This window comes from Stenotrophomonas sp. KH_036_B, from assembly GCF_057839485.1.
In genome coordinates this window covers 2967790-2985995 of sequence record NZ_CM174491.1, presented here as the reverse complement: position 1 = coordinate 2985995, position 18206 = coordinate 2967790, and the positions used below count along the sequence as shown (strand labels likewise).

The 18206-nt window shown below is 67.1% G+C and carries 18 protein-coding genes and 1 tRNA gene; 15 read left to right on the top strand and 4 right to left on the bottom strand.

All coding sequences use genetic code 11. The features are described 5' to 3' along the window. Nucleotides 1-12 precede the first annotated feature (12 nt). On the top strand, nucleotides 13-1110 hold the full coding sequence (locus AC3ITN_RS13415; protein ID WP_489390820.1) for a toxic anion resistance protein: 1098 nt from the start codon (nucleotides 13-15) through the stop codon (nucleotides 1108-1110). 44 nt (nucleotides 1111-1154) lie between these two features. Here the strand turns inward: AC3ITN_RS13415 and AC3ITN_RS13410 are convergent, their stop codons facing one another. Next, complete coding sequence (locus tag AC3ITN_RS13410; RefSeq protein WP_489390819.1) at nucleotides 1155-2045, bottom strand: LysR family transcriptional regulator; 891 nt, start codon at nucleotides 2043-2045, stop codon at nucleotides 1155-1157. A 96-nt stretch (nucleotides 2046-2141) separates the two neighbouring features. Between AC3ITN_RS13410 and trpB the strand changes: the two genes are divergently transcribed. From trpB to glmM, 5 genes are all read left to right on the top strand, one after another. Beyond that, nucleotides 2142-3368: a tryptophan synthase subunit beta gene (gene trpB / locus AC3ITN_RS13405; protein WP_489390818.1), complete on the top strand. Its 1227-nt coding sequence runs from the start codon at nucleotides 2142-2144 to the stop codon at nucleotides 3366-3368. Beyond that, entirely contained in the window at nucleotides 3365-4045 is a 681-nt protein-coding gene (locus AC3ITN_RS13400) for a hypothetical protein (RefSeq protein ID WP_489390817.1), read from the top strand. Before trpB ends, AC3ITN_RS13400 begins: the two co-directional genes overlap by 4 nt. 1 nt (nucleotide 4046) lies before the next feature. Continuing rightward, nucleotides 4047-4856: a tryptophan synthase subunit alpha gene (gene trpA, locus AC3ITN_RS13395; RefSeq protein WP_313344543.1), complete on the top strand. Its 810-nt coding sequence runs from the start codon at nucleotides 4047-4049 to the stop codon at nucleotides 4854-4856. A 339-nt stretch (nucleotides 4857-5195) separates the two neighbouring features. Next, nucleotides 5196-6074 carry an acetyl-CoA carboxylase, carboxyltransferase subunit beta gene (gene accD, locus AC3ITN_RS13390; RefSeq protein WP_313344545.1) on the top strand — a complete coding sequence of 293 codons (879 nt, stop codon included), beginning with the start codon at nucleotides 5196-5198 and terminating at the stop codon, nucleotides 6072-6074. Then, nucleotides 6074-7441: a phosphoglucosamine mutase gene (gene glmM / locus AC3ITN_RS13385; protein ID WP_489390816.1), complete on the top strand. Its 1368-nt coding sequence runs from the start codon at nucleotides 6074-6076 to the stop codon at nucleotides 7439-7441. The genes accD and glmM overlap by 1 nt, the downstream gene beginning before the upstream one ends. Before the next feature lie 61 nt (nucleotides 7442-7502). On the opposite strand, the gene AC3ITN_RS13380 is transcribed toward glmM, so the two are convergent. The 3 genes from AC3ITN_RS13380 to AC3ITN_RS13370 are packed head-to-tail and all read right to left on the bottom strand — an operon-like array spanning nucleotide 7503 to nucleotide 11387. Next, on the bottom strand, nucleotides 7503-8357 hold the full coding sequence (locus tag AC3ITN_RS13380; protein ID WP_489390815.1) for a polysaccharide deacetylase family protein: 855 nt from the start codon (nucleotides 8355-8357) through the stop codon (nucleotides 7503-7505). Next, nucleotides 8344-9495 (bottom strand): glycosyltransferase family 4 protein, encoded by a 1152-nt coding sequence (locus tag AC3ITN_RS13375; protein ID WP_489390814.1) that lies wholly within the window; start codon nucleotides 9493-9495, stop codon nucleotides 8344-8346. The genes AC3ITN_RS13380 and AC3ITN_RS13375 overlap by 14 nt, the downstream gene beginning before the upstream one ends. 32 nt (nucleotides 9496-9527) lie before the next feature. Next, a complete protein-coding gene (locus AC3ITN_RS13370) occupies nucleotides 9528-11387 on the bottom strand; it encodes a sulfatase-like hydrolase/transferase (RefSeq protein WP_489390813.1) in 1860 nt (619 codons plus the stop codon). A 202-nt stretch (nucleotides 11388-11589) separates the two neighbouring features. Here AC3ITN_RS13370 and AC3ITN_RS13365 point away from each other — a divergent pair, with 202 nt between their 5' ends. The 9 genes from AC3ITN_RS13365 to nuoE all read left to right on the top strand — a co-directional run bounded on the left by AC3ITN_RS13365 (nucleotide 11590) and on the right by nuoE (nucleotide 18204). After that, nucleotides 11590-12525, top strand: a complete 936-nt coding sequence (locus tag AC3ITN_RS13365; protein WP_489390812.1) for an isopenicillin N synthase family dioxygenase — start codon at nucleotides 11590-11592, stop codon at nucleotides 12523-12525. A 549-nt stretch (nucleotides 12526-13074) separates the two neighbouring features. Beyond that, a complete protein-coding gene (tpiA, locus tag AC3ITN_RS13360) occupies nucleotides 13075-13830 on the top strand; it encodes a triose-phosphate isomerase (RefSeq protein WP_489390811.1) in 756 nt (251 codons plus the stop codon). A gap of 47 nt (nucleotides 13831-13877) precedes the next feature. Further along, entirely contained in the window at nucleotides 13878-14318 is a 441-nt protein-coding gene (secG, locus tag AC3ITN_RS13355) for a preprotein translocase subunit SecG (RefSeq protein ID WP_313344565.1), read from the top strand. A 63-nt stretch (nucleotides 14319-14381) separates the two neighbouring features. Next, nucleotides 14382-14466, top strand: a tRNA-Leu gene (locus AC3ITN_RS13350). A 113-nt stretch (nucleotides 14467-14579) separates the two neighbouring features. Beyond that, on the top strand, nucleotides 14580-14936 hold the full coding sequence (locus AC3ITN_RS13345) for an NADH-quinone oxidoreductase subunit A (protein WP_038691968.1): 357 nt from the start codon (nucleotides 14580-14582) through the stop codon (nucleotides 14934-14936). Next, nucleotides 14927-15481 (top strand): NuoB/complex I 20 kDa subunit family protein, encoded by a 555-nt coding sequence (locus AC3ITN_RS13340; RefSeq protein WP_019182677.1) that lies wholly within the window; start codon nucleotides 14927-14929, stop codon nucleotides 15479-15481. Before AC3ITN_RS13345 ends, AC3ITN_RS13340 begins: the two co-directional genes overlap by 10 nt. 32 nt (nucleotides 15482-15513) lie before the next feature. Then, nucleotides 15514-16263: an NADH-quinone oxidoreductase subunit C gene (locus tag AC3ITN_RS13335; protein WP_313344568.1), complete on the top strand. Its 750-nt coding sequence runs from the start codon at nucleotides 15514-15516 to the stop codon at nucleotides 16261-16263. 89 nt (nucleotides 16264-16352) lie between these two features. Continuing rightward, nucleotides 16353-17582 (top strand): NADH-quinone oxidoreductase subunit D, encoded by a 1230-nt coding sequence (locus AC3ITN_RS13330; RefSeq protein WP_489392934.1) that lies wholly within the window; start codon nucleotides 16353-16355, stop codon nucleotides 17580-17582. A gap of 94 nt (nucleotides 17583-17676) precedes the next feature. Next, entirely contained in the window at nucleotides 17677-18204 is a 528-nt protein-coding gene (nuoE, locus tag AC3ITN_RS13325; protein WP_313344571.1) for an NADH-quinone oxidoreductase subunit NuoE, read from the top strand. Nucleotides 18205-18206 lie beyond the last annotated feature (2 nt).

The window sequence follows — 18206 nt, the reverse complement described above, 5'->3', positions numbered from 1 at the left end:
GGAGATCCATCCATGACCCAGGACACCCAGGACAGCTCGGCGCTGGCCGTAACGACCCACACCGTGGACGACGCCACGCTGCAGGCCCTGGGCCTGGTCCGCGAGGATCTGCCGCGCATCGCCGAGATCGGGCGCGGGCTGGAGGACATCCGCCCGGGCAACCTGCAGGTGTTCGGGCGCGATGCGGCCGCCAAGACCGCGGCGTTCTCCAGCCAGCTGCTCGACCAGGTGCGCAACCGCGACCTGGATGCCAGCGGCGACAAGCTCGGCGAAGTGGTGCGCATTGCGCGCACGCTCAAGCTGGAGGGCCTGACCGAACGTTCCAAGGTGCCGGTGATCGGCGGGCTGATCGACAAACTGCGCGCGTCCAAGGGCGAGCTGGTGCAGAAGTTCAGCGACACCAACCGCCAGATCGAGCAGTTGCTCGGTGACGTCGGCAGCCAGCAGGGACTGATGGGCCAGCGCGTGGGCGAGTTCGACCGCATGCACGACATCGTGCGCGAAGAACGCCATGCACTCGGCCTGCATATTGCCGCCGGCAAGTGGCGCCTGGCCGAGCTGCGCGTGGAGCAGCAGGCCAATGTGGGCAATGAGGACCCGCAGGTCCGCATCCGGCAGGGTGAGCTGGACAACGCGATCCGCCTGCTCGACAAGCGCGTGGGCGACCTGGTGGTGATGCAGCATGCGGCCGACCAGTCGCTGCCGATGATCCGGTTGATCCAGGCCAATGCGATCCAGCTGATCGAGAAGTTCAACACGGTGCGCGACATCACCATCCCGTCGTGGAAGCGCCAGTTCGCGATCCAGCTGTCGTTGAGCGAGCAGAAGAACGCGGTGGAGCTGTCCAACGCGATCGACGATGCCACCAACGACCTGATGCGCCGCAACGCCGACTTGATGCGCCAGACCTCGGTGGAAACCGCCAAGGCCAACCAGCGCGCCGTGATCGACGTGGCCACCCTGCGCCATGCCCACGACCAGCTGATCGCCACGGTGGAGGAAGTGCGCAACATCCACCGCGAAGGCATGCAGCAGCGCCAGCAGGCCGAGGTGGAACTGGCGCGCCTGCGCGACGACGTGCAGCAACGCCTGGCGCAGCCCACGGTGTAGCGCGGGCCCGCATCCGGTAGAGCCACGCCCTGCGTGGCTGCGCCTCACCGATCCAGTTGACCGCGCAACCAGTCCGCCAGGGCATCCACCCGCGCATCGGCCTTGCCTTCCGGCGTGGCCAACACCCAGAACCCGCCCGTCGCGCCGAATCCCCACGGCGCCAGCAGCCGTCCCGCCGCCAGCTCATCGGCCACCAGCGGCTCCGGCGCGATCGCCACGCCCAGCCCGGCCACCGCCGCCTCCAGCAGGTAATACAGGTGCTCGAACCCGGTGCCCAGCTCCAGTCCGGAAGGGTCCAGCCCGTGTGACGCCGCCCAGTCCGGCCAGGCATGCGGGCGCGAGGTGGTGTGCAGCAGCGGTTCGGCCAGCAGTGCCTGCGGCGGCTGCCCGCGCAGGCGTGCGGCGGCCGGGTGCTGCGGGCTCACCACCACGCCGACGCGTTCGGGCGCCAGTTCGCGCACGTTCCAACCGCGCGGCCAGGGCGGCTGGGCGAGCAGCAGCACCGCATCCAGCCCCTGCTGGTGGTCGGTGAACGCACCGTCCTGCGCCGACCAGTGCAGCGGCAGCTGTGGCAGGTCGGCCTGCAGGGCGGGCAGGCGTGGAATCATCCAGCGCGCCAGGATGCTGCCGCTGCAGCCCAGCACCAGCGCCTCCGACCGCTGCCGTCGGTGCAGCCCGTCCACCGCCTGGCGGATCTGGGCAAACGCGCCCTCGCAGGCGGTCTGCAGCTGCTCGCCGGCGCGGGTGAGGCGCAGGCCGCGGCCATCGCGCTCGAACAACGCCACCCCCAGGTGCTCCTCCAGCAGCCGCAACTGGCGGCTGATGGCGCCGTGGGTGACGTGCAGGGCCTCGGCGGCCCGTCCCACGCCGCCCAAGCGGGCGGCGGCCTCGAAGCTGCGAAGGGCGTTCAGCGGCGGCAGGGGTGTCTCGGTCATGTGAGTTTTCCTGACGGTTCATCGCAGATAATATCGATATTCCGGTCCGGATATGTGCGCTAAATTGTCAGCCTGTCTCCATCCGGCTGTCGCGTCATGTCCGCATCCCCCGCATCCCCCATCGCTGATTTCCACGCCTACCCCGACGCGCAGGGCCATTTCGGCCGCTACGGTGGCAGTTTCGTCGCCGAAACCCTGATCGGGCCGCTGCAGGAGCTGGCCGCGGCCTATGACGAGGCGCGCCGCGACCCGGCCTTCATCGCCGCCTATGACAAGGACCTGACCCACTACGTGGGCCGGCCCAGCCCGATCTATCACGCCGAGCGGCTCAGCCGGCAGGTCGGGGGCGCGCAGATCCTGCTCAAGCGCGAGGACCTGAACCATACCGGCGCGCACAAGATCAACAACACCATCGGCCAGGCGCTGCTCGCCTCGCGGATGGGCAAGACGCGCATCATCGCCGAGACGGGCGCCGGCCAGCACGGCGTCGCCAGCGCCACCGTGGCCGCGCGCCTGGGCCTGGAATGCGTGGTGTACATGGGCGCCACCGACATCGAACGGCAGAAGATCAACGTCTACCGCATGAAGCTGCTCGGCGCGACGGTGGTGCCGGTAACCTCCGGCTCGGCCACGCTGAAGGACGCGCTCAATGAAGCGATGCGCGACTGGGTCACCAACGTGCGCGACACCTTCTACATCATCGGCACCGTTGCCGGGCCTGATCCGTACCCGCGCATGGTGCGGGACTTCAATGCCATCGTCGGTCGCGAGGCACGCGCGCAGATGCTCACCGATTACGGCCGCCTGCCCGATGCGATCACCGCCTGTGTCGGCGGCGGCAGCAATGCCATCGGCCTGTTCCATGCGTTCCTCAACGATCGTGAGGTCCGCATCGTCGGTGCCGAAGCGGCCGGTGACGGCATCGAAACCGGCCGCCACGCCGCCTCCATCGCCGCCGGCCGCCCGGGCGTGCTGCACGGCAACCGCACCTACGTGATCTGCGACGACGACGGGCAGATCATCGAAACCCATTCGGTCTCGGCCGGCCTGGATTATCCCGGCGTCGGTCCCGAGCACGCGTTCCTGGCCGATACGGGCCGCGCCGAGTACGTGGGCATCACCGACGAAGAGGCACTGGCGGCGTTCCATCAGCTGGCGCACAGCGAAGGCATCCTGGCCGCGCTGGAGTCCAGCCATGCCGTGGCCCAGGCGATCAAGCTGGCGCGCGAACTGCCCCGCGACAAGCTGGTGCTGTGCAACCTGTCCGGCCGCGGCGACAAGGACGTGCATACCATCGCGGCACGCGAGGGCCTCGTCCTGTGAACCCAATGCTGCGCCAGGGAAGTGCGCTGCTGATCGTGGTCGGCCTGACCGCCTGCACGCCGCCGGACCCGCCGGTACTGGCCGCCGCGCCTGCGGCACCGGCGCCCATCGCGCCCGCGCGCGCGCCGGCCAGCAACGACGACGGGGTGGCCAACCGTCCGTTCGAGGACGGCCCGGATGCGGCAGCGGCCGACGATCACGCGCCTGCGGTGGTCTCGGTGGCGCTGGACCATGCCGGCGAGGTGCTGGTGGGCCAGCGCTTCAGTGAGCTCGACGCCGACGGCCCCTGGCATTCGGCGGGCTTGAGCGATGGGCTGGGGAAGGGCGCCTGCGAGTACTACGAGCGCGGCAGCCTGCCTGAAGGTGTGTCGATGATGGTCGAGGACGACCACGTGCAGCGCTTCGACCTGGACACGATCGACGGCTCATCCGAGGCCATTGCCCAGCCGGGCCCGTTCGGGCTGCGCCTGGGCATGTCGCGCGACGCGGCGCTCAGGCACCTGCCGCCGGGCAGCACCCGCACGCCGCATGCCTACGACCCGGAAACGGGTGAATACCTGACCTGGCAGGACCCCGGCTCGGATCTGGCGATCCGGCTGGAGATCTTCGACGGGGCGATATCGAAGCTGTACTGGGGCGCCAGTGGCGCCGTTGAATTGATTGAAGGATGTGCCTGAGATGCCTGTTGACCGTATTGATGCCTGTTTCGCCCGCCTGCGCAGCAGCGGCCGCAAGGCGCTGATTCCCTTCATCACCGCGGGCGACCCGGGGCTTGAGGCGACCGTGCCGGTGATGCACGCGCTGGCCGCGGCAGGCGCCGACGTGATCGAACTCGGCGTGCCGTTCTCCGATCCGATGGCCGACGGCCCGACCATCCAGCGCAGCTCCGAACGCGCGCTGGCCCGTGGCGCGGGCCTGCGCTACGTGCTGGAAACGGTCAGCGCGTTCCGCCGTGACGATACGACCACCCCGGTGGTGCTGATGGGCTACCTGAACCCTGTGGAGATCCACGGCACGGCGCGTTTCGCCGCGTCCGCCATCGCGGCGGGCGTGGATGGCGTGCTGCTGGTCGACCTGCCGCCGGAAGAGGCGGCCGAAACCCAAGAGATCTTCAACGCCGCCGGGTTGGCGCTGATCCTGCTGGCATCGCCGACCACGGCAGACGCGCGCCTGGACCTGCTGGCCGGCATGGCCCGCGGCTACCTCTATTACGTGAGCTTCGCCGGTGTCACCGGTGCGTCCGAGCGGCTGGACAGCAGCGCTGCGGGCGCGCGCCTGCGTGACCTGCGCAGCCGATCGACGGTGCCGGTGGTGGCCGGTTTCGGCATCAAGGATGCGGCCAGTGCCGCAGCGATGGCGGTCGAAGCCGATGGCGTGGTGGTCGGCAGCGCCCTGGTGGCGGCGTTGGGCGAGACGCCCGATGCCGACGCCGCAGCCCGCGTCGCCCGCGGCTTCCTGCAGCCGTTGCGCGCAGCCCTGGACGCGTAGTGCCGGCCGCTGGCCGGCTCTGCAGACATTGTGAGGAGCCGGCCAGCGGCCGGCACTACCGTATCCTCTGCAGATATCGTGAGGAGCCGGCCAGCGGCCGGCACTACCGTATCCTCTGCAGATATCGTGAGGAGCCGGCCAGCGGCCGGCACTACCGTATCCTCTGCAGATATCGTGAGGAGCCGGCCAGCGGCCGGCACCACAGCCGCAACGTACGGCCCAGCATGGTTTTCACGCCGGCGTTACCCCTGGAGCAGGGGGTCCCGGCCACGGAACGGGTGAGCTAGACTGTCCGCCTTTGCGGCCTCCGGGCCGCCCTGAACGGAAGTGTCATCCCGCATGAGTTGGCTCAGCAAGTTGATGCCGTCGGGCATCCGCACCGACAACGTCCCCAGCAAGAAGCGCAGCGTCCCCGAGGGCCTGTGGGAAAAGTGCAGCAGCTGCGGCAGCGCGCTTTACGGTCCGGAGCTGGAAGAGAACCTGGAAGTCTGCCCCAAGTGCGGCCACCACATGGCGATCCGCGCGCGCGCGCGCCTGGCTGCGCTGTTCGATGCCGACAGCACCAGCGAGATCGGCGCACGCCTGGGCCCGACGGACCTGCTCAAGTTCAAGGACCAGAAGAAGTACAGCGAGCGTATCAAGGCCTCGCAGAAGAACACCGGTGAGTACGACGCGCTGATCGCCATGCAGGGCCTGCTCAAGGGCCGCCCCCTGGTGGCGTCGGCCTTCGACTTCGCCTTCATGGGCGGCTCGATGGGCTCGGTGGTCGGCGAGCGCTTCGCGCTGGCGGCCGAAAAGGCCGTGGAACTGCGCGCGCCCTACGTGTGCTTCTCCGCCAGCGGCGGCGCGCGCATGCAGGAAGGCCTGTTCTCGCTGATGCAGATGGCCAAGACCTCCGCCGCGCTCGGTCGCCTGCGCGACGCTGGCCTGCCGTACATTTCGGTGCTCACCCATCCCACCACTGGGGGCGTGTCGGCGTCGTTCGCGATGCTGGGCGACATCAACATCGCCGAGCCGCAGGCGCTGATCGGCTTCGCCGGCCCGCGCGTGATCGAGCAGACCGTGCGCGAGAAGCTGCCGGAAGGCTTCCAGCGCTCGGAGTTCCTGCTCGAGCATGGTGCCATCGACCAGATCTGCGACCGCCGCGAACTGCGCGACCGCTTGTCTGAGCTGCTGGCCATGCTGGGCCGCCAGTCCGCACCGGACGCGGCTGCCTGATGGGTGCGCGCAGGTATTTCGGCACCGACGGCATCCGCGGTCGGGTCGGGCAGGGCGTCATCTCGGCCGACTTCGTGCTGCGGCTGGGCAATGCGCTGGGCCGCGTGCTGACCGAACGCAACGGCCATCGCCCGGGCCACCGCCCGGTGGTGGTGATCGGCAAGGACACGCGCATTTCCGGCTACATGTTCGAGGCCGCGCTGGAAGCCGGGCTGGTCGCGGCGGGCGCGGACGTGCAGTTGCTCGGCCCGATGCCGACCCCGGCCGTCGCATTCCTGACCCGCACGCTGGGTGCCGATGCCGGCATCGTCATCAGTGCGTCGCACAATCCGCACTATGACAATGGCATCAAGTTCTTCTCCGCCGATGGCGAGAAGCTCGACGACGCCACCGAGCTGGCGCTGGAAGCGGCGCTGGACGGCGAATTCACCACCGCCGAATCGGACCGCCTGGGCAAGGCCGCCCGCGCCCGCGATGCGGTGGGCCGCTACATCGAGTTCTGCAAGGCCAGCGTGCCGCGCGCATTCGACCTGCGCGGGCTGAAGGTCGTGCTCGACTGCGCGCATGGCGCGACGTATCACATCGCGCCGCTGCTGTTCCGCGAGCTGGGCGCCAACGTGGTCGCGATCGGTGCCGAGCCGAACGGCGTGAACATCAACGACGGCGTCGGCTCGATGCATATCGACAACCTCGCCGCGAAGGTGCGCGAGGTCGGTGCCGATCTGGGCATTGCCTTCGACGGCGACGGCGACCGCGTGCTGATGGCCGACGACCAGGGCAACCCGGTGGACGGCGACGACCTGCTCTACGTGCTGGCCCCCTCGTGGCAACGCACGGGCCGCCTGCGCGGTCCGGTGGTTGGCACGCTGATGACCAATTTCGGCCTGGAACAGGCCCTGGAGCGCATCGGTCTTCCGTTCCTGCGCAGCAACGTCGGTGACCGTTACGTGCACCAGGCGCTGGTCGAAGGCGGTGGCGTGCTGGGCGGCGAGGCATCGGGCCATCTGCTGTGCCTGGACCGCGCCACGACCGGTGACGCCATCGTCAGTGCGCTGCAGGTGCTGGAAGTGCTGCGCCGCGAAGGCAAGAGCCTGCGCGAGTCGCTGGCCGGTCTGACCAAGGTGCCGCAGAAGACGGTCAACGTGCGCCTGGGCGATGTATCGGCCAAGGCGATCGTGCAGGCCGATACGGTGCAGGCCGCACTGGCCAGCGCACAGCAGGCGGTCAAGGGGCGCGGCCGCGCGTTCCTGCGCCCCTCCGGCACCGAGCCGGTGGTCCGCGTCACGGTCGAGGCCGACACAGCCGAGCTGATGCAGGCCACCCTGGACAGCCTGTCCGGCGCGGTGAAGGCGGCCGCCGCAGCGTAATGAGAAACCCGGCTTCGGCCGGGTTTTTTTGTGCAGGAAGCGAGCCACGCAGGGCGTGGCACTACGGCCCCGGCACCATCTTCTTCTGCCTGGCCTTGAACCGGTTGAAGACCGGTGCGATCAGCGGGTGGTAACTCCAGGCGATGCGCTTGCGCAGCCAGCTGGCGGGGCGGTTGCGGATGGCGAAGCGGTAGATGTGTTCCGGATCGCCGCCCACCACGTTGCGCCCGAACGGGTGCGTGGTGTGCAGGTAACGGAAGCCCTGCGCGCGTGCGATCGGCAGGTAATCCTCGTCGAAATCACCGTAGGGCCAGCACAGGGTGTCGGATACCGCGCCCAGCTGCTCCTGCAGCACCGCCTTCGCCATTGCCAGGTCGCGCGTGATGCCCTCGCGCTTCTGTTCGCGGCTGATGTCCTGCTTCAGCCAGCGCGTGTGCGTATGTGTGTGGCAATGCACCTCGAACGTGCCTGCCGCGATCATCGCGCGCGCTTCGCTCCAGCGCATCATCACATCGTCGCAGCGGTTGTCGCGCAGGATCGCCGCCTCGCAGCCACGGTGGTCGGGCGTGTCAGGCAAGGTTGCGCCGGCCTCGCCGGCATGCGGCCGCGGCGGACCGTCGCCCATCCAGCCGGTGACCACGAACACGACCGCGTGCATTCCGTATTTCTGCAGGATCGGATGCGCATACACCCAGTTGTCCAGGTAGCCGTCATCGAACGTGATCACGATCGACCTGCGCGGCACCGGCTTACCCGCCAGGAAGCCGGCGTACTGCTCCAGCGTCAGCGAGGTCCAGCCGTGGTGCGCCAGCCAGGCGATCTGGCTCTCGAAGTTCTCCGGCGACACCGTGATCATGCCCGGCGACGGCGACACGTGGTGGTGCATCAGCACCGGTACGGTTCTAGCGTTGCCCATAGCCCAGCTCCTTCAGCCACTGGTGGTAATAGTATTCGGTCGCCTCGGAGTGCCCGGTCGGCGTGAAGCGGTGTGCACTGTGCATCCACTCCCAGCCCGCGCGGCCCATCTGCCGGCGGCGCTCGGGTTGTTCCACCAGCGTCTGCAGCGCCCGCGTCAGCGCCGCTTCGTCGCCCAGCGGCGCGAGCAGCGCGTTGCTGCCTTCCACCAGCATTTCCGGCACGCCACCCACCCGCGTGGCCACGATCGGCACCCCCACGTAGGCCGCTTCCAGGAACACTGTGCCGGCCGCTTCCTTGTGGCTGGCCAGCGCGAACAGGTCGAAGGCCGTCATCAGCCGGCAGGCACCCAGGCGATAGCCCAGCAGGTGCACCTGCGCCGCGATGCCCAGCGTCTCGCGCAGCGCCGCCAGCGTGTCCATCACCGGCTGGCCGTCCCCGACGATCACCAGCTGCAGATTCGGATGCTGGCGGCACAGCGGTGCGATCGCGCGGAGCAGGTCGGCATGGCCCTTGGGTTCGCGCAGTACCGCCACGCAACCGACCACGATCTGATCTTCGTCGAAGCCGAGCTCGCGGCGCACGTCCGCGCGCGTGTCCTGCAGGCACTGCCAGGCATCGCCGCTCTCCACCTGCGACCACTGCGGGGGCACCGCGATCGGCGGCACGATGCCGACATGCCCATCGGCAATGCCGCGGGTGACCAGCAGCTGCTTGACGAAGCTGCTCACCGTCAGCACACGATGCGGCAGCCCGGTATAGGTCAGCAGCGAGTTGACCGGGCTCATCAGATGCCGTGACCGCACCACCAGCGGCGCGCCGGCCAGGCGCGCACCGGCGGCGGCAATCAGTGCATCGCGGCGGCTGGTGGTGTTGACCACGTCGTACGCGTTGCGCCTGACCAGCCGCGACACCGACCAGATTCCGCGCAGCAGCCGCAGCAGTCCGCCCATCTTCAGTGCGTGCACGGTGAAGCCGGCCTCCCGCGCCATCTCCCCCAGGCGCGCGCCGGGCTGGCACAGCAGCGAGACATCGTGGCCACGCTCGCGCATGGCCAGCATGTGCCGGTAGATATAGATTTCCTGGCCGCCGAATCCCTTGGCGGCTTCCGTGTGCAGGATTTTGAGGGGTTTGTTCATCATGAACGATCCAGGGGTTACGTCGGTAAACGTCAGTGCTTGCGGAAGTGGGTCAGCGCGTCCCATGCGGTGCGTACCGCGACCGGGTCGGGTGGCTGGTCGAGAAGGGGCAGGTAGTGGTTGTCCAGCGTGGTGGCGGTACCGAACCTGTCGAACACGTAGGTGCGGTCGCCGTGATGGATGCCGCGCTGCGACCAGCTTTCCACCAGCAGTGGACGCGCGGTGCGGGCCGGGTCGAACAGGTCCTGGCCGGTGCTGAAGTCGGCCAGTGCGTTCTCGCAGCCGAGCCCATGCCGCAGCAGCGTGGGCACCCAATCCTCATGGCTGCTGGTGGTGGCCTGCCGGCCGGGCGCGCGCCCGGGCCAATGCAGCACGAACGGGACCTGCATCTGATGGTCGGAGAAGTTGCCGTTGTGGCCCCAGTAGTTCAGCCCCAGGTCGTTGAACTCCTCGGCGTGGTCGCCGGTGACCAGCACGATGGTGTTGTCGGCCTGGCCGCTGTCGCGCAGCGACTGCAGCAGCGCGCCGACCTGCGCATCGGCGTAGTGCACCGCGGTGCGGTAGCGGTTGCGCTCCGGCGTGGGGTCGTGGTCCTTGTCCAGGGCCAGGAAATTGATCTGCGTGGCCATCGGCGTGGCCAGCGGCGGGGTGCCGGCCGGCAGGTGGTAAGGCGCGTGGGTGCTGTCCAGGAACACGAACCCGAACCAGTGTCCGCTGCCGGCCATGGCGATGTCGGCCTGCATGGCCTCGACGATGTGGCGGTCGCGGTCGGCCACCGACAAGCTGGACGGCGCGGCGTGCAGCTGCCCGCGCACCTGGGCAAACACCGTGCGGTCGAATTCCGGGCTGTACAGCGGGGCACTGCCATACAGATGCAGGTCGTACCCCTGCCGCGTGAGCACATCGAACAGCAGCGAGCCGCGCTGTTCACTGAGCATGCTCTGCCAGTATCCGCCGGGGAGGCCGTACAGCAGTCCGAACAGGCCATAACGGGTGGCGTTGCCGGTGCTGTAGTGGTGGGCATAGACCTCCGAGCGCTGCGCCAGTGCCCAGGTGTTCGGCATCGTGGTGGCATCGAGCGCGTCGCTGCGCAGGGACTCCAGCACCACCACCAGCACGTTGGGCTGGGTATGGCTCTGGCAGCGCAGCGGTTGGAGCGGGTACTGCAACTGGCTGTGGCGCGGGTCGGGCAGGGTGGCCTGGGGAAGGCTGCGCACGCCCAGCCGGCGCATCTGCCGCTTGGCGGTGATCGGCTGCGCCCAAGGCAGGTAGGCCCACTGGCCGGTGACGGCGCGTTCACCCAGTGCATCGTAATAGGCGGTGGCGGCCTGGCCGGTCGCCATCAGTGCCAGACCCACCGCCCAGGCGGCCAGCACCGACCGGCGCCGCGGGCCGGTCGGCAGCAACGCCCAGCACGCCCAGGCCAGCAGCACCTCGGCCAGGGCGACCACGCCGACCACCGCCGCAGCCTGGAGCCAGCTCTGCCACGACAGGGCGACCTGGTCCTGCAGGGCGCCGCCGAAGACCATGTTCAGCACCATCGCATTGAGGTGGAAGCGGTACAGCGCGAACACCTTCGCATCCACCAGCAGCAGGCACAGCCACAGGCCCTGCAACGCGACCGCACTCACCAGCAGGGGGCGTGGCGAACGCGCCCACAGCCCGAGGGCCAGGGGCACCAGCGACACCAGCGCGCCGAACGCGAGGAAATGGCCGGGCAGGGCGAGAGCCAGGTAACCCAGCCCCAGCGCGCCGCCGGGGTTGTCACCGAGCGGTGTGTTGCCCAGCGCAATGGCGCAGGCAATGCCGGCGTTGAGGGCGGTGAACAGGCTCAGCCAGGCCAGGCGCTGCCAGCGCGCCCGTAGGTAGGAAGGAGAGTGGGAAACGTCCATGCAGGGTCTGACGCAAAAGGGGATACGGAAGACGTGGCGGCGGCGGCGTCCATGACCGCCCAGCCGTGGATCGTGGCGGGCAGGGCGCATTGTATCGATGTGTATCAATGTATCGGGGGTCTCGATCGTCTGATCTGGCACAATGTTCAGCGGGGCCACAGGCGTGGCCGTATATCCCACCTTGAACAAGCCAGGAATCGCTGTGAGCCAGATCCCCACCCTCGACATCACCCGTTTCGACAGCGACCGTGACGCTTTCGTCGCAGAGCTGGGCGCGGCCTACCGCGAATGGGGTTTCGCAGGCATACGCAACCACGGCATTCCGCAGGAAGACATCGACGCAGCCTATGGCGTGTTCAAGGCGTTCTTCGCGCTGCCGGAAGCCACCAAGCTGCAGTACCACCTGCCGGGTACCGGCGGCGCGCGCGGGTACACCCCGTTCGGCGTGGAAACCGCCAAGGGTTCCAAGCACTTCGACCTGAAGGAGTTCTGGCACATCGGCCGCGAGATTCCGGACGACTCGAAGTACCGCGACGTGATGGCGCCGAACCTGTGGCCGAGCGAGGTCCCGGGCTTCCGTGAGAAGGGCTACGGCCTGTACCAGGAACTGGACACGCTGGGCTCGCGGGTGCTGTCGGCGCTGGCGCTGCACATCGGCCTGCCGATCGACTTCTTCGCGGACAAGACCAACAACGGCAACTCGATCCTGCGGCCGATCCACTACCCGCCGATCACCGCCGACGACATCCCGAACGTGCGCGCGGGTGCCCATGGCGACATCAACTTCATCACGCTGCTGGTGGGCGCGAGTGCGGCGGGCCTGGAAGTCCAGTCGCACGAGGGCAAGTGGGTGCCGTTCACCTCGGACGCGGACACCATCGTGGTCAACATCGGCGACATGCTGCAGCGCCTGACCAACCACGTCTACCCGTCCACCATCCACCGCGTGGTCAACCCCCCGGGCGAGCAGGCGCGCAATCCGCGTTACTCGGTGCCGTTCTTCCTGCACCCGAACCCGGACTTCCTGATCGACGTGCTGCCCACCTGCATCACCCCGGACAACCCCAGCCGTTACCCGGAGCCGATCACCGCGCATGGCTTCCTTGAAGAGCGACTGCGTGAGATCAAGCTGAAGTGATCGAAAGGCCACCGAGAGGTGGCCTTTTTATCTGCGCGTCATTTCTGCGCGAAGAGCTTGGCTATTCGTTCCTATCGGCTGGGGCGAGGGCCGGTATGCCCCTCCGCGACACGCCGTGAACCCATCCATGGGGGCTTGTCAAAAACATCCATGTTTTTGACAGTCGCTACGGGGCATACCGGCCCTCGCCCCCGAAAGTGGGTCGATGCCGGACGGAAACGGCGCCACGACCAACGGTCGTGGCCTACCGCTCTAACGCCTGCGCACCGACCCTCTGTGGGCGGGGTCGGGGTGGGTGGGGTGTAGGGACTGTCGAAAACATGGATGTTTTCGCCAAGCCCCCAAGGACGGGTTTACGGCGTGTCCCGTAACCCCGCCCGCCCCGGCGCCGCAACCCATACGAGCCGGCCACCTTGATCTGCTCTGGCCGTGGCTCTTGCTTTTGCTCTCGGTCTTGCAATATCCATTTGAAATGTAAGCGTTTTCGCAGAAACGCCGATTCGTTTCATCCGGTATCATTGGCCGTTGATACCCCAAAGGAGCCCCGCCATGCGCCGCACGATCGTCGCCGGTAACTGGAAGCTGCACGGCAGCCGCCAATTCGCGACCGACCTGGTCAGCGATATCGTCGCCAGCCTGCCGAAGGACGGGGTCGACGTGGTCATCCTTCCGCCGCTGCCGTACCTGGGCGAGCTGGTGGCCGACTTCGAGGGCCGCAACATCGCCTTTGGCTCCCAGGACGTCAGCTCCAACGAGAAGGGCGCCTATACCGGTGAGGTCTGTGCCGCCATGCTGGTTGACGTCGGCGCCCGCTATGGCCTGGTGGGCCATTCCGAGCGGCGCCAGTACCACCATGAAAGCAGCGAGCTGGTCGCGCGCAAGTTCGCCGCCGCCCTGCATGCCGGCCTGGTCCCGGTGCTGTGTGTGGGCGAAACCCTTGAGCAGCGCGAAGCCGGGCAGACCGAGCAGGTGATCGCCAGCCAGCTGGCCCCCGTGCTTGACCTGGTGGGTCCCGCCGGCTTCCAGCATGCCGTCGTCGCCTATGAGCCCGTCTGGGCCATCGGCACCGGCCGGACCGCCTCCAAGGAGCAGGCCCAGCAGGTCCATGCCTTCATCCGTGGCGAAGTGGCCAAGCTCGATGCTAGAATTGCGGATTCACTGCCCATCCTTTACGGCGGCAGCGTCAAGCCCGACAACGCTGGGGAACTGTTTGCGCAGCCCGATGTCGATGGTGGGCTGGTAGGCGGTGCCTCGCTCGTGGCCGCAGATTTCCTGGCCATCGTCGATGCGGCGGCCAATTATTAAGGTTGCCGACTAACCGTCGGCATTACATGTCCGAGGACGGATTCGAAATGCTGATGTTGATCCTCAATGTGGTCTACGTGCTGGTGGCGGTGGCCATGATCGCGCTCATCCTGATGCAGCGTGGTTCCGGCGCGGCCGCAGGGTCGGGTTTCGGTGCAGGTGCCTCGGGCACGGTGTTCGGCGCGCGTGGCGCGTCCAACTTCCTGTCCAAGTCGACCAAGTGGCTGGCCGTGGTGTTCTTCGGCATCAGCCTCTTCATGGCCTGGTACGCCAGCCATGGCGCGCGCCCGGCGGTCCAGCAGGACCTTGGCGTGATGTCTGCGCCGGCCGCAACCGCGCCGGCCGTCCCGGCAGGCGAGCTGCCGGTCGTGCCGAAGGCCCCCGAAACCGCTGTCCAGCAGCCGGTTCCGCAGGCCACTGTGCCGGCTCAGGCGGAAACGCCGAAATCGGGTGAAGAAAAGCCTTCCGAAGGCTCCCAGACTCGCTGAAGACGGTTACAATATGCGGCGCATCGGGGAATCCAGTTGGACATCCCCCGGTGCGATACGTAAGCCCAGGTGGCGGAATTGGTAGACGCACTACCTTGAGGTGGTAGCGACTTAGGTCGTAGGGGTTCGAGTCCCCTCTTGGGCACCATTTTGTTTGTAAGCGGGTTCGTCTGGCGCGCAAAGCGCCAGGTAGCGGTATCCGTCCACTCCCCCATGCCAACACGCCTGCAGGCGTAGCGGCAGAGGCAAGAGAGAATCGCTGTGCTGGCCGAATATTTGCCGTCTCTGCTGTTTCTGATCGTTGCCACCGGTATCGGCGTTTCGCTGATGCTGGTCGGCCGATTCCTCGGTCCCCGTCGTCCAGACCTGAAAAAGCTCTCGCCGTACGAGTGCGGCTTCGAGGCTTTCGAGGACGCGCGCATGAAGTTCGATGTGCGCTACTACCTGATCGCGATCCAGTTCATCGTATTTGACTTGGAAATCATCTTCATCGTGCCGTGGACCCAGGTCTTCATGGAGCTGGGCGCACGTTCGCTGGTCACGATGGGCCTGTTCGTGGGCATGCTTTTCCTCGGTTTCATTTACGTCTGGAAGAAGGGAGCGCTGGAATGGGAGTAATTCAGACGCTCGACGGCCTGATGAACAACCCGGTCCCGGAAGGGCGGGTGGATGACATCCTGCGCCCCGAAGGCGACAACCCGCTGCTCGAGAAGGGCTATGTGACCACCAGCGTTGACGCGCTGTTGAACTGGGCACGTACCGGTTCGATGTGGCCCATGACCTTCGGTCTGGCCTGCTGCGCGGTTGAAATGATGCATGCCGGCGCCGCGCGCCTGGACCTTGACCGTTACGGCGTGGTGTTCCGCCCGTCGCCGCGTCAGTCCGACGTGATGATCGTGGCCGGTACCCTGGTCAACAAGATGGCTCCGGCCCTGCGCAAGGTCTACGACCAGATGCCGGACCCGAAGTGGGTCATCTCCATGGGCAGCTGCGCCAACGGTGGCGGCTACTACCACTACTCGTATGCAGTAGTGCGTGGTTGCGACCGCGTGGTGCCGGTGGACATCTACGTCCCCGGTTGTCCGCCTACCGCCGAAGCGCTGGTGTACGGGATCCTGCAGTTGCAGAAGAAGATCTGGCGTACGCAGACCATCGCCCGCTGACATTCCTCCTGACAAGAGCACGCCAAGCCCCCATGGCAGAGCAAGCATCCTTCATCGACCGACTTTCCGCACGCTTTGCCGGTGCGCAGGTCTTCGTGGTCGAACCCCGCGGCGAAGTGACGCTGGAAGTGCCCGCCGCTGACTGGCATGCCACGGCTTTGGCGCTGCGCGACGAATTCGGTTTCGAGCAGTCCGTCGACCTGTGCGGCCTGGACTACCTCGGCTATGGCAGTGACGAGTGGGACACCTCCGATGTCTCCTCGCACGGCTTCAGCCGTGGCGTCGAGGGCAAGTCGGTCGGCCGTTTCGCGTGGGGTGAATTCCCCACGCGCGAAACCAGCGACGGCACCCAGGCGCAGCCCATTCCGCTGCAGCGTTTCGCCGTGGTCGCCCAGCTGCGTTCCTACCAGCATAACCTCACCATGCGCATCCGCTGTTTCGCGCCGAACGAGGAACTGCCGGTGGTCGCGTCGCTGACCGACGTGTGGCCGGGCCTGAACTGGTTCGAGCGCGAAGCGTTCGACCTGTTCGGCGTGATCTTCGAAGGCCACCCGGACCTGCGCCGGATCCTGACCGATTACGGCTTCGTGGGGCACCCGTTCCGCAAGGACTTCCCGCTGATCGGCAACGTCGAAGTGCGCTACGACGAAGAGAAGAAGCGCGTGATCTACGAGCCGGTGACCTCGGTGGAGCCGCGTGTCGGCGTGCCGCGCGTGATCCGTGACGACGCCCGTTTCCAGACCGCTGCCGGCGAAAGCGCGCAGACGGAGGCAGTAAAGTGAGCGCTGATCTGAGCAAGCTTGAACCGCAGGCCCACCAGGCCTTCGCCAGCAATCCCGCCGAAAGCCGGCAGGAAATCCGCAATTACACGATGAACTTCGGTCCCCAGCATCCGGCCGCGCACGGTGTGCTGCGCCTGATCCTGGAAATGGACGGCGAAACCATCATGCGTGCCGACCCGCACGTGGGCCTGCTGCACCGGGGTACCGAAAAGCTGGCCGAGTCCAAGCCGTTCAACCAGTCGATCGGCTACATGGATCGCCTGGATTACGTGTCGATGATGTGCAACGAACACGCCTACGTGCGCGCGATCGAGACCCTGATGGGCATCGAAGCGCCGGAGCGGGCGCAGTACATCCGCACCATGTTCGACGAAATCACCCGCATCCTGAACCACCTGATGTGGCTGGGTTCCAACGCGCTCGATCTGGGCGCGATGGCCGTGATGCTGTACGCCTTCCGCGAACGCGAAGAGCTGATGGACTGCTACGAAGCGGTCAGCGGCGCGCGCATGCACGCGGCGTACTACCGTCCGGGCGGCGTGTACCGCGACCTGCCGGACCAGATGCCCAAGTACAAGGAATCGCGCTGGCACAAGGGCAAGGCCCTGAAGAACCTCAACGCCTCGCGCGAAGGTTCGCTGCTGGACTTCCTGGAAAACTTCACCGTCGAGTTCCCCTCGCGCGTGGACGAGTACGAGACCCTGCTCACCGACAACCGTATCTGGAAGCAGCGTACGGTCGGCATCGGCGTGGTCACCCCGGAACTGGCCCATGCCTGGGGCATGACCGGCGTGATGCTGCGCGGCTCGGGCATTGCCTGGGACCTGCGCAAGAAGCAGCCGTATGCCAAGTACGACGCCGTCGACTTCGACATCCCGCTGGGCAAGGAAGGCGACTGCTACGACCGCTACCTGGTCCGCGTGGCCGAGATGCGCGAGTCCAACCGCATCATCAAGCAGTGCGTGCAGTGGCTGCGTGCCAACCCCGGCCCGGTCATGGTCAAGAATTTCAAGGTCGCGCCGCCCAGCCGCGAGGACATGAAGGACGACATGGAAGCGCTGATCCATCACTTCAAGCTGTTCAGTGAAGGCTACTGCGTCCCGGCCGGCGAAACCTATGCCGCCGTCGAAGCGCCCAAGGGCGAGTTCGGCTGCTACCTGATGTCCGATGGCGCCAACAAGCCGTTCCGCGTGCACCTGCGCGCGCCGGGCTTCGCCCATCTGTCCTCGATCGACTCCATCGTGCGCGGCCACATGCTCGCCGACGTGGTGGCCATGATCGGCACCTACGACCTGGTGTTCGGTGAGGTGGACCGGTAATGACGACCGCATGCACGATGCCTGACACCCGCCGGCTGCTGCCGGCGCTGCAGGTTCTGGTTCTTAACGATTTGGTATTTGCTGAGGTCGGCCGATGAAGGCGACAGGTAATTTCGAAGCGGCGCGCGACGTCGACCCGATGGTGGTGTTGAGCGACAAGACGCGCGCGCACATCGATCACTGGCTGTCCAAGTTCCCGCCGGACCGCAAGCGTTCGGCCGTGCTGCAGGGCCTGCACGCCGCGCAGGAACAGAACGCCGGTTGGTTGACCGACGAGCTGATCGCCGGCGTGGCCAGGTACCTGGACCTGCCGCCGGTGTGGGCCTACGAAGTGGCCAGCTTCTACTCGATGTTCGAGCTGGAGAAGGTGGGCCGCCACAACGTTGCCTTCTGCACCAACATCAGCTGCTGGTTGAACGGCGCCGAGGACCTGGTTGCGCATGCCGAGAAGAAGCTCGGCTGCAAGACCGGCCAGTCCACCGCCGACGGCCGCGTCTACCTCAAGCGTGAAGAAGAATGCCTGGCCGGTTGCGCCGGTGCGCCGATGATGGTCATCAATGGCCATTACCACGAGCGCCTGACCGTCGAGAAAGTCGACGAGCTGCTGGACGGGTTGGAGTAAGA